The organism is Sphingomonas bacterium (assembly GCF_903644055.1).
In the GTDB taxonomy this organism is placed as follows: domain Bacteria; phylum Pseudomonadota; class Alphaproteobacteria; order Sphingomonadales; family Sphingomonadaceae; genus Sphingomonas_I.
Map to the genome: position 1 here is coordinate 1 of NZ_CAHJXD010000227.1, position 9,977 is coordinate 9,977.

Annotated in this window: 14 protein-coding genes and 1 tRNA gene; 2 read left to right on the forward strand and 13 right to left on the reverse strand. The window is 66.6% G+C overall.

The annotated features are described in order from the left end of the window. Window positions 1–58: 58 nt before the first annotated feature. Genes efp through HUU94_RS10045 form a run of 3 tightly spaced genes read right to left on the reverse strand, consistent with a single transcriptional unit; the run spans window position 59 to window position 2,261 of the window. A complete protein-coding gene (efp, locus tag HUU94_RS10035; protein ID WP_174274946.1) occupies window positions 59–622 on the reverse strand; it encodes an elongation factor P in 564 nt (187 codons plus the stop codon). A gap of 38 nt (window positions 623–660) precedes the next feature. Then, window positions 661–1,263 carry a M23 family metallopeptidase gene (locus tag HUU94_RS10040; protein WP_174274947.1) on the reverse strand — a complete coding sequence of 201 codons (603 nt, stop codon included), beginning with the start codon at window positions 1,261–1,263 and terminating at the stop codon, window positions 661–663. Then, window positions 1,260–2,261, reverse strand: coding sequence for a L,D-transpeptidase family protein (locus tag HUU94_RS10045; RefSeq protein WP_174274948.1), 1,002 nt, complete (start codon window positions 2,259–2,261; stop codon window positions 1,260–1,262). Before HUU94_RS10045 ends, HUU94_RS10040 begins: the two co-directional genes overlap by 4 nt. Window positions 2,262–2,344: 83 nt before the next feature. Between HUU94_RS10045 and HUU94_RS10050 the strand changes: the two genes are divergently transcribed. Continuing rightward, window positions 2,345–2,905: a DUF882 domain-containing protein gene (locus HUU94_RS10050; RefSeq protein WP_174274949.1), complete on the forward strand. Its 561-nt coding sequence runs from the start codon at window positions 2,345–2,347 to the stop codon at window positions 2,903–2,905. Between the two features lie 47 nt (window positions 2,906–2,952). Beyond that, entirely contained in the window at window positions 2,953–3,126 is a 174-nt protein-coding gene (locus HUU94_RS10055; RefSeq protein ID WP_174274950.1) for a hypothetical protein, read from the forward strand. A 6-nt stretch (window positions 3,127–3,132) separates the two neighbouring features. On the opposite strand, the gene thiE is transcribed toward HUU94_RS10055, so the two are convergent. The 10 genes from thiE to HUU94_RS10105 all read right to left on the reverse strand — a co-directional run bounded on the left by thiE (window position 3,133) and on the right by HUU94_RS10105 (window position 9,977). Next, a complete protein-coding gene (gene thiE / locus HUU94_RS10060; RefSeq protein WP_174274951.1) occupies window positions 3,133–3,822 on the reverse strand; it encodes a thiamine phosphate synthase in 690 nt (229 codons plus the stop codon). 96 nt (window positions 3,823–3,918) lie between these two features. Further along, window positions 3,919–4,230, reverse strand: a complete 312-nt coding sequence (locus HUU94_RS10065; protein WP_174274952.1) for a DUF2834 domain-containing protein — start codon at window positions 4,228–4,230, stop codon at window positions 3,919–3,921. Window positions 4,231–4,243: 13 nt separating this feature from the next. Then, window positions 4,244–5,137 (reverse strand): fructose bisphosphate aldolase, encoded by an 894-nt coding sequence (locus tag HUU94_RS10070; RefSeq protein WP_174274953.1) that lies wholly within the window; start codon window positions 5,135–5,137, stop codon window positions 4,244–4,246. 21 nt (window positions 5,138–5,158) lie between these two features. Further along, entirely contained in the window at window positions 5,159–5,485 is a 327-nt protein-coding gene (locus HUU94_RS10075) for a type II toxin-antitoxin system PemK/MazF family toxin (protein WP_174274954.1), read from the reverse strand. Beyond that, window positions 5,482–5,751, reverse strand: a complete 270-nt coding sequence (locus tag HUU94_RS10080) for a CopG family transcriptional regulator (protein WP_174274955.1) — start codon at window positions 5,749–5,751, stop codon at window positions 5,482–5,484. Before HUU94_RS10080 ends, HUU94_RS10075 begins: the two co-directional genes overlap by 4 nt. A gap of 49 nt (window positions 5,752–5,800) precedes the next feature. Then, the gene (locus HUU94_RS10085; protein WP_174274956.1) at window positions 5,801–6,994 is read right to left on the reverse strand and encodes a phosphoglycerate kinase; all 1,194 of its coding nucleotides are present in this window, start codon (window positions 6,992–6,994) and stop codon (window positions 5,801–5,803) included. After that, window positions 6,991–7,446, reverse strand: a complete 456-nt coding sequence (locus HUU94_RS10090; RefSeq protein WP_254602123.1) for an MOSC domain-containing protein — start codon at window positions 7,444–7,446, stop codon at window positions 6,991–6,993. Before HUU94_RS10090 ends, HUU94_RS10085 begins: the two co-directional genes overlap by 4 nt. A gap of 49 nt (window positions 7,447–7,495) precedes the next feature. Further along, a complete protein-coding gene (gap, locus tag HUU94_RS10095; protein WP_174274957.1) occupies window positions 7,496–8,503 on the reverse strand; it encodes a type I glyceraldehyde-3-phosphate dehydrogenase in 1,008 nt (335 codons plus the stop codon). 183 nt (window positions 8,504–8,686) lie between these two features. Further along, window positions 8,687–9,808: an acyl-CoA dehydrogenase family protein gene (locus HUU94_RS10100; RefSeq protein ID WP_174274959.1), complete on the reverse strand. Its 1,122-nt coding sequence runs from the start codon at window positions 9,806–9,808 to the stop codon at window positions 8,687–8,689. Between the two features lie 93 nt (window positions 9,809–9,901). Further along, window positions 9,902–9,977 (reverse strand) — tRNA-Ala (locus HUU94_RS10105).

A 9,977-nucleotide genomic window follows, 5' to 3' on the forward strand; every position in this document is an offset into this window, starting at 1 on the left:
CTGGCGCTCGCAACCCACCCCCCGGCCCCTCCCGCAAGCGGGAGGGGATATCGGCACGTCAATCCGCGCGGCGGACATATTCCTGGCTGGCGACGTCGACGACGATCCGCGTCCCGCTCGAAATATGCGGCGGAACCATCACGCGCACGCCATTGTCGAGGATCGCGGGCTTGTAGCTGGAGGAAGCGGTCTGCCCCTTCACCACGGCGTCCGCCTCGACGATCACCGCCTCGATCGTATCGGGCAACTGCACCGAGATCGGGCGCTCGTCGTAAAGCTCCATCACCACGTCCATGCCGTCCTGGAGGAAGGCGGCGGCGTCGCCGAGGATGCCGGCGTCAAGCGTGATCTGCTCGTAATTCACCTTGTCCATGAAGGTCAGCGCGTCGCCGTCGCGGAACAGGAACTGGAAATCGGTCGTGTCGAGGCGGACGCGCTCCACCGTCTCGGCCGATCGGAAGCGCACATTGTTCTTGCGGCCGTCGATCAGATTCTTCATCTCGACCTGCATGTAGGCGCCGCCCTTGCCGGGCTGGGTGTGCTGGATCTTCACCGCGCGCCAGATGCCGCCTTCATATTCGATGATGTTGCCGGGACGAATGTCCACGCCGCTGATTTTCATTATGGTCTCGCGAATTTGGAAAGAGCAGGCGGAGCGCCCTAGCGGGCGGAGGGCCTGCCAGCAAGGATGGGGTAGGGATTGATCTCGATGCCCTGCCACCATTGCTCGCCCACGGCCATGCGCTTGATCTCGTAATGGAGGTGCGGCGCCGCCGGATCGGCATCGCCCGTCGAGCCGACCGCGCCGATCAACTGGCCCTGGCCGATCCTCATGCCCTGCATGAGGTTGGGAGCGTAACCATCGAGATGTGCGTAATAATCGACCCAGGCGGGATCGGCGCGGCGAACATAGACGGTATGGCCGCCATCCCTGCTCTCGAAGATCTTCTCGACTCTGCCCGCCGCCGCCGCGACCACGGCGGTGCCGCGCGGCGCCATGATGTCGATGGCGTGGTGCGCGCGCGTGCCGTCGCCCCGCGCGTCGCCCCAGCTATCGGCAAGCTGCTCGGACCTGATCCCCGAAACGGGAATGACCAGTCCGCCTTGCGGCGCTGCGGTCGGCGAGGTCGTTGCGGCCGGCGCGTTTGCTCGCTCCGCCGTGGCGATTTCGGGGGATGGTCCGCGCTCGCGCTTGACGATCGCGAAGAAGCCGCCGACGATCAGGACGAAGGCCAGCAGCAGAAGCCAGCCCAGCCGCGTCACCGCACGAATTCCGCCGGCGTGCCTGGCTTGACCATCAGCGACAGCCGCGCCGCATCCCAGTTGGTCAGGCGGATGCAGCCATGGCTCTCGGTCCGCCCGATCTTCTCGGGGTTGGGGGTGCCGTGGATGCCGTAGTGCGGCTTGTCGAGGTCCATCCAGACGACGCCGACCGGGCTGTTCGGCCCGCCCTTGAGCGTCTCCTTGGTCTGGCCCGGTTTGGCATCCCAGAACAGCGCCGGGTTGAAATGATAGGTCGGCAGATAGCTCGTGCCCTGCACCTTCCACTTGCCGATCGGCAGCGGATCATGCGCGCTGCCCATCGTCGCGGGGAATTGCGCGAGCAGCTTGCCTGCCGCGTCCAGCACGCGGAGCACGCCCTGCGACTTGCTGACGACCAGCTTCGCCGCCTTGGGCTGATCGGAGGAGACGTTGAGCGCGGTCAGCTCGGCGCGCCAGTCGGGCTTGAGCGTATCGGGATAAGCGGTCGCGGCGGGCACGACATTGGGCACCTTGATCTTGCTGCCCGCGACGAGTTTGGTATCGGGCGGGTTGAGCGTGCGCAGCGTCTCCGGAGTGGTGTGATAGCGTTCGGCCAGCGCCTCCATCACGTCGGCATAGCCCATCTCGGGCAGCTTGGCCTGATCGGCGGGCTTGGTCGGCATCGGGCCGACGAACGGCCCCGCGAAATCCTGCGTGCCCAGCGTCACTTCGACCGTGCCGGGTACGTCTCCGGCCGCCGCGAACGCCTTCTTGGTGGCATCATCGAGCTGACCCGTGGGGGTCAGGCCATTGGCCTGCTGATAGCCTTTGAGCGCCTTGGTCAGCGTCGCGCCCGAATGTCCGTCGATCGCGCCGGGCGAGAAGGCCAGCCGATCGAGGAGGACTTGCAGCCTGAGTGTTTCCGGCGATGGCGGCGCCTTGGGCGCGGCCGCCGCGGCCGGAACCGGACAAGCCGTTGCAATCGCAAGGCAAAGCGCCGCAACCAAAGTGTTCTTCATAAATGATCCCCCCTATCTTGTTCTCGGGCAAACACAGCAACGCCGCACGCGACGTTTCTTTCCTTGAGAGTGGGCTTAAATCGATGCTGGATTTCGAGATCGGCCGGCGCCGGCTGTTGGGCGGCGCGCTTTCGCTTGGTGCGGCCTCGATCCTGGGGGCCACCGGCGCTTTCGCAGCACTTCCCGAAAGGCGCATCGCCTTCAAGAATGTCCACACCGGCGATACCGTCGACGCGCGCTTCTTCGGCGCCAGCGGTTGGGACAGGCAGGGCTTAGCCGAGCTCAATCACGGCCTGCGCGACTGGCGCAACAACGCGCAGACGCAGATGGACCCGGCGCTGCTGCTGCTGCTCTCGCGCATCCGCGACACGCTGGACGTGGATCCGCGTACCAAGTTCGATCTGATCTCGGGCTATCGTTCGCCGCAGACCAACGCCGCACTGCGCGACCGCGGCGGCGAACATACCGGCGTCGCCTCGAAGAGCCAGCATATGCTCGGCAAGGCCACCGACATCCACATGCCCGGCATTCCGCTCGATCGGCTGCATGCGGTCGCGATGGCGATGCAGGCGGGCGGCGTCGGCTATTATCCCAGGGACGGCTTCGTCCACGTCGATACGGGTCGGGTGCGTCACTGGGGCTAGATTTTCGCCGGCAGGGATAGTTCTGCCCGCCGATGCGTTGGCCGGGCATGGGTTTTACGATCACCAGCGGTAGCGTCGGTCTGCTCGGCGGGCTGTGCATCGCGCTGATCGCCGGGGCGGGCATCATAGCGCTTGTCATATTCATCGCCGCCGCCAACAACGCGCGTCGCGACGTCATCGAGCAGGAGCATGACGCGGGGCACGACGATATCGTCGCTTGACCCCTTTCATCTTGCGCGGTTCAGCACTCTGGTAAAGGCCTCGACCGCCATCTTCTCGCCTTCGGGTGCCCCCCACACCGCGCTCGACGCCGCGATGAAGTCCGCGCCCGCCTCGATCAGCGGCAAGGCGTTAGCCGGCGTGATCCCGCCGATCGCCACGGAGGGGAGTTCGAACAGCGTCGCCCACCAGCCGAGGATCGAGGGCTCGGGATGGTGGTGCACCTCCTTGGTCGCGGTAGGGTAGAAGCTGCCGAACGCGACATAATCGGCGCCCGCCTCCCCCGCCTCCATCGCGAGGTGGCGGCTGTCGTGGCAGGTCACGCCGATCTGCGCCTTCGGGCCGAGCATCGCGCGCGCATCGCGCGGATCGCCGTCTTCCTGGCCGAGATGCACGCCATCGGCGCCGAGCCGCTTGGCCAGCCCGATGCTGTCGTTGACGATGAAGGTCACCTGCGCATCGGCGCAGATCCGCTGCAACGGCTCCGCGAACCTGGCGATATCGTGATCGCCGATTCCCTTGAGGCGGAGCTGGAACGCCGCGACCGGCCCGGCATCGAGCGCGGCCGCAAGCCGATCGGCGAAGGCCGCATCGATCGCGGGAGGCGAGATCAGATAGAGCTGGCAGGCAGGCCGAAACTGCGCCTCGAAACGATCGGCGAAGCCCGGGTCGAGGCGCAATGCGTCAATCTCATCCATCTTTTGGCCCTAGCCGCCGGATCGCCGCCGCGAAAGCCGCCGGATCGTCGAGCCGATGCGCCAGCGTCCGCACGACACTGCGGTGATAGGTGAAGCTCATTTTCCGCGCGCGCGCTCGCGCAGCGCCAGGAACAGCGGCAGCCCGCACGAAACCCCGATCAGGCACGTCGCCACGATCGGCAGCCAGCGGTGGCGAACCTTCGCGCGCTTGCCCTCGACCAGCACGAACAGGATCAGCACCACCGCCGAGACGATCACGTCGAGCCCGAAGAAGGCCGAGATGCGGTTGGCGAACAGCGCCTGCACAAACAGCCGCGCGTCGATTCCGTGCGCCGCCACCCACGGCACGAACGGCGCCATCGGGATCGCCGCGCCGAGCAGCGCGAGCATGGCGTAGATCCGTGCCATGCCCGCCCTTCCCTCAGGCTTTGACCGTCGACGCGGTGTAGATTTCGTCGATCGCGCCGCCGAGCGAGCGATCGAATTCCGCGTCGCTCATCTGGTAGCGCAGATCTTCCAGCAGCGCGCGGCTGAAGCTGGCGATCATGCTCGGATTTCTGGCAAGCTGGGCGCAGGCTTCCGGGCGCGCATAGCCACCCGACAAGGCCACCACCCGCAGCACGCGCGGATGCTGGGTCAGCGAGGTATAGAGGCCGTGCTTCTCGGGAATCGAGAGCTTGAGCATCACCTTTTCGGTGCCCGGCATCGCATCCAGCGCCTTGGTCAATTCCTCGAGCAGGATCTGATCGCATTGGGCGCGCTCGGCGCTCTTGATGTTGATCTCGGGCTCCAGCATCGGCACCAGCCCGCCCGCGAGCACCTGCGCGCCGACCTCGAACTGCTGCCGGACGATCGCGGCGATCCCCGCGCGATCGGCGAGGTTGATCACCGAACGCTCCTTGGTGCCGAACACGCCCAGCGCTCTGGCGCGCGCCAGCAAGGCATCGAGCCCCGGCATCGGCTTCATCATCTGGACGCCGTTCGCCTCGTCCTCGAGGCCCTTGTCGATCTTGAGGAAGGGCACCACGCCGCGATCGATCAGCGCCTGCGGCACGGGCTTGCCGTCGGCCTGGCCGTCCATCGTCCGCTCAAACAGGATCGCGCCGATCACCTTGTCGCCGGTGAAGGCGGGCGAGGTGATGATGCGCACGCGCATCTCGTGGATCAAGCCGAACATCTCCTCGTCGCCCGTATAAGCGTCGGCCTCGATGCCATAGCCCTTGAGCGCCTTCGGCGTCGAGCCGCCGCTCTGGTCGAGCGCGGCGATGAAGCCTTTGCCCGTGGCGATCTTGGTGGTCGTATCGGCGATGCTCATGAAATTCCCCTTGATGGACGTCTAAAGTTCCAGCCAGCGGCGAAGCGCGACGTCAACCTGCCGCATCGTGCCCCCGTCTATGCGGCCGATTGTCGCGCCCACGCGCTCGATCGAAAAGGTATAAATCCAGTCGACCTGGATCTCGCTCGGTTCGAGCAGACCATTCGCCTCCGATGGTACGACCAGTGGCCGCTGTCCCTCGGCACCCCTCAGCATCGAGGTCAAAGGACAGGCCGTCACCTTGCTGCTTGCGGCAAGCACGCTCGTGCGCTGGACGACCACGCACGGCCGCGGCTTGGCGGCAGGGCTGCCGGATTCGCGCACCAGGATGATATCACCGCGCGTCACTCGGGCGGCCCTTCCGGCCCCCAATCATAGCCGCCGTCTTCCGCATCAAGGGCGCGCAGCCAGGCATCGGTATCCCTGCCGCGGTCATGATCACGATCGTCTCTGGCGTGCATCGCGGCGGCATGCGCCATCAGCACATCGATCGACTCCCGTTCCAACTGCGTGGTGATCCAATCGCGGACGATCACGCTCTTAGATCGGCCGATCGCGCGAGCATGACGATCGAGCGCCTCTTCGGTTTCGGAATCGAGCCGGATGCCGAGCATGATGACACCTCGTTGAACATGTTAAACGTACCAGCACTTCCGGTAGTTTTCAACCTTGCAATGCCGCCACGCCCGGCAATTCCCTGCCCTCCATCCATTCGAGGAAGGCGCCGCCCGCGGTGGAGACGAAGGTGAAGTCGTCGGCGGCGTTGGCATGGTTGAGTGCCGCCACCGTATCGCCGCCGCCCGCGACCGAGACCAGCGAGCCGTCCTTGGTCAGCGCCGCGGCCGTCCTGGCGAGCGCGACCGTCGCGGTATCGAACGGCGCGGTCTCGAACGCGCCCATCGGCCCGTTCCAGACGAGCGTGCGGCACGTCTTGAGCACGTCGGCCAGCGCCTCGACCGCCGCCGGACCGACATCGAGGATCATCTCGTCGGCCGCGACCTCATGGACGTTGACCGTGCGCGTCGGCGGGTTGGCGCGAAATTCCTTCGCAACCACCACGTCGTACGGCAGATGGACGGTGCAGCCCGCGGCCTCGGCGGCGTCGAGGATGCCGATGACCGTGTCCTTGAGATCATGCTCGCACAGCGACCTGCCGACATCGACGCCGCGCGCGGCGAGGAAGGTGTTGGCCATGCCGCCGCCGATGATCAGATGATCGACCTTGGCGACCATCTGCTTGAGCACGTCGAGCTTGGTCGAGACCTTGGCGCCGCCGACCACCGCCGCGACGGGATGCTCGGGATTGCCGAGCGCCTTTTGCAGCGCCTCCAGCTCCGCCTGCATCGATCGGCCCGCATAGGAAGGCAGCCGATGCGCCAGTCCCTCGGTCGAGGCGTGCGCGCGGTGCGCGGCGGAGAAGGCATCGTTGACGTAGAGATCGCCGAGCTTAGCCATCGCATCGGCGAGCGCGGGATCGTTCGTTTCCTCGCCGCGATGGAAGCGGGTGTTCTCCAGCACCGCGATGTCGCCCGGCTGCATCAGCGCCACCGCGTCCCCGGCGGCGGGCCCGGCGCAATCGTCGATGAAGCGCACCTCGCGGCCGAGCACGTCGCTCAGCGGCCTCGTCACCATCGCCAGGCTCATGGCGGGGTTCCTCTCGCCCTTGGGCCGGCCGAAGTGCGCGAGCACCAGCACGATCGCGCCCTTGTCCGAAAGCTCGGCGATCGTCGGCGCGGCGGCGCGCAGGCGGGTGTCGTCGGTGACGCGCGCGCCATCCATGGGCACGTTGAGATCCTCGCGCACGAGCACGCGCTTGCCCCGCACGTCGCTCATGTCGTCCAGCGTCTTGAAGCTCATCGCCCGATCCTCACTTCGTCGCCGACCGCGATGCGGCCGTTCGATATCACCCTGGTGGTCACGCCACCGCGCCAGCGCGGCAGCAGCGCCCCCTTCAAGCCGGGATGGAGTTCTTCCATGCGGCTGCACGGAAAACATTCCCCGGTCACCTCCAGCACGACGCCGCTCCCGATCCAAAGCCGCGCGCCGCTCGTCCGTTCGAGCGCCAGGCCATCGACGAGCAGGTTCACCCGGCGCTGCTCCCACGCGACCGATGCCCTCACCTCGGCCAACGCGGCCTGCCAGCCATCGAGCGTCATCACCGTCACCTGGCGCCTGTTCCCCCCCGGCTTGAGACTGCCGCGAAAATCGCCCTGGATGCCCGTTTCCAGCCCGACCTGGGCATGCTCCAGCGTCTCCATCGGTCCGCGCGGACGCGCGTGCCGCGCGATGCCGAGCAGGCGGCCGGTCACGCTCCCTTTCTCGTCATGCTGGCGGACGACGAACGATGGATATCCGGCGTTACAGCAGCTTCGCCATTGCGCCGGCGGTATCGACCATGCGGTTCGAGAAGCCCCACTCATTGTCGTACCAGCTCAGCACGCGGACGAGCTTGCCCTCCAGCACCGCGGTCTCGAGGCTGTCGACCGAGGACGAGGCCTTGTCGCCATTGAAGTCGATCGAGACGAGCGGATCGGTGACATATTGCAGGATGCCCTTGAGCGGCCCGCTTTCCGCCGCGGCCCTGAGCGCGCCGTTGACCTCCTCCAGCGTCGTGTCGCGCTTGGGCGTGAAGGTGAGATCGACGACCGAGACGTTCGGCGTCGGCACGCGGATCGCCGATCCGTCGAGCTTGCCCTTGAGCTCGGGCAGCACCTCGCCGACCGCGCGGGCGGCGCCCGTCGTCGTCGGGATCATCGACATCGCGGCGGCGCGCGCGCGGCGCATGTCGGGATGGATCTGGTCGAGGATCTTCTGATCGTTGGTGTAGCTGTGAACCGTCGTCATCAGCCCGCGCTCGATGCCGATCGCGTCGTTGAGCACCTTGGCGATCGGCGCGAGGCAGTTGGTCGTGCAGGACGCGTTCGAGACGATCTCGTGCGCGGCGGTCAGCTTGTCGTGGTTGACGCCGAACACGACGGTAAGGTCGACCCCCTTCGCCGGTGCCGAGATCAGCACTTTCCTGGCGCCCGCGGCGAGATGCTTGCCCGCGCTGTCGCGATCGGTGAAGAAGCCGGTGCACTCCAGCGCGATATCCACGCCCAGCGCGGCATGCGGCAGGCTGGCGGGATCGCGCTCGGCGGTGACCTTGATCCTTTTGCCGCCGACGATCATCTCGTCGCCCTCGGCGCTCACGTCGCCTTGCCAGGTGCCGTGAACCGAATCGCGCTTGAACAACAAGGCGTTATGCTTGGCATCGCCCAGATCGTTGATCGCGACGAGCTCCAGCCCGCAATCGGGCTGCGAGAGGATGGCGCGAGCGACGAGGCGCCCGATCCGTCCAAATCCGTTGATGGCAACCTTGGCCAATGAACATCTCCTTGTGGGGCCGCAAGGACGGCGCCGCCTCCGGCGCGATCAGCGCCGCCGCGAGGGGCGGCCTAAGTGCCGGAAAATGCGCACAGGGCCCGGGGATTCGCATGAAGATACGAAGCGAGGGCTCTTTGGCGGGACAGCGCCGTAGCGTCAACCGCGGTGGCGCCGAACGAACTCCTAAACCCCCAGCAGCTCCCGCCCGATCAGCATCCGCCGCACCTCGTTGGTGCCCGCGCCGATGTCGAGCAGCTTGGCGTCGCGCAGATAGCGTTCCACCGGCCAGTCCTTGGTGTAGCCGGCGCCGCCCAGCGCCTGCACCGCCTCGTTGGCGACCTTCACCGCATTCTCGCTGGCGAGCAGGATCGCGCCCGCCGCATCGTGCCGCGTCGTCTTGCCCGCGTCGCAGGCGCGCGCCACCGCATAGGAGTAAGCCCGCGCCGAATTGAGCGCCACCACCATGTCGGCCACCTTGGCCTGCATGAGCTGGAACGCGCCGATCGGCTTGCCGAACTGCCTGCGCTCCTGAAGATAGGGCACGACGACGTCGAGGCAGGCCTGCATGATGCCGAGCTGGATGCCCGAGAGCACGACGCGCTCATAATCGAGCCCGCTCATCAGCACCTTCACGCCGCCGTCGAGCGGCCCCATCACCTGGCTCGCGGCGACGAAGCAATCGTCGAAAACCAGCTCGGCGGTTGGGCTGCCGCGCATCCCCATCTTGTCGATCTTCTGCCCGATCGCGAAGCCCGCGAAGTCCTTCTCGATCAGGAAGGCGGTGATGCCCTTCGATCCCGCGTCGGGCGTCGTCTTGGCATAGACGACGAGCGTATCGGCATAAGCGGCGTTGGTGATCCAGAACTTCGTGCCGTTGAGCCGCCAGCCGCCGTCGACCTTGTCGGCGCGCAGCTTCATCGAGACGACATCCGATCCCGCCCCCGCCTCGGACATCGCGAGGCTGCCGATATGCTCGCCGGACACCAGCTTGGGAAGATATTTCACCTTCTGCTCGGGCGAACCCCAGCGGCCGATCTGGTTGACGCAGAGGTTGGAGTGCGCGCCGTAGGAAAGCCCGATCGACGCCGAGGCGCGGCTCACCTCCTCGCAAGCGACGACATGCTCCAGATAGCCGAGTCCGAGGCCGCCGAACTCTTCCTCGACGGTGATGCCGTGCAGCCCGAGTTCGCCCATTGCGGGCCAGAGCTCGCGCGGGAACCAGTCCTCGGCATCGATCCTTTGCGCGAGCGGCGCGATCCGCTCGGCGGCGAAGCGCACGGTCGTATCGCGGATCGCATCCGCCATCTCGCCGAGCGCAAAATCCAGAGGTGCGTTCACAAAGATCTCCCGAGCGGGTGCGATGCCACGTCGGCGGGGCGTCAGCTAGGAAGAATGAAGTGGTGGAGCCGTGGGGGATCGAACCCCAGACCTTCGCAATGCCATCGCGACGCTCTCCCAGCTGAGCTACGGCCCC

Coding starts and splice junctions, on each gene's coding strand:
- efp (WP_174274946.1), bottom strand. CDS start 622: ATGAAAATCAGCGGCGTGGACATTCGTCCCGGCAACATCATCGAATAT.
- HUU94_RS10045 (WP_174274948.1), bottom strand. CDS start 2,261: ATGAAGAACACTTTGGTTGCGGCGCTTTGCCTTGCGATTGCAACGGCT.
- HUU94_RS10050 (WP_174274949.1), top strand. CDS start 2,345: ATGCTGGATTTCGAGATCGGCCGGCGCCGGCTGTTGGGCGGCGCGCTT.
- HUU94_RS10055 (WP_174274950.1), top strand. CDS start 2,953: ATGGGTTTTACGATCACCAGCGGTAGCGTCGGTCTGCTCGGCGGGCTG.
- thiE (WP_174274951.1), bottom strand. CDS start 3,822: ATGGATGAGATTGACGCATTGCGCCTCGACCCGGGCTTCGCCGATCGT.
- HUU94_RS10065 (WP_174274952.1), bottom strand. CDS start 4,230: ATGGCACGGATCTACGCCATGCTCGCGCTGCTCGGCGCGGCGATCCCG.
- HUU94_RS10070 (WP_174274953.1), bottom strand. CDS start 5,137: ATGAGCATCGCCGATACGACCACCAAGATCGCCACGGGCAAAGGCTTC.
- HUU94_RS10080 (WP_174274955.1), bottom strand. CDS start 5,751: ATGCTCGGCATCCGGCTCGATTCCGAAACCGAAGAGGCGCTCGATCGT.
- HUU94_RS10085 (WP_174274956.1), bottom strand. CDS start 6,994: ATGAGCTTCAAGACGCTGGACGACATGAGCGACGTGCGGGGCAAGCGC.
- HUU94_RS10100 (WP_174274959.1), bottom strand. CDS start 9,808: ATGGCGGATGCGATCCGCGATACGACCGTGCGCTTCGCCGCCGAGCGG.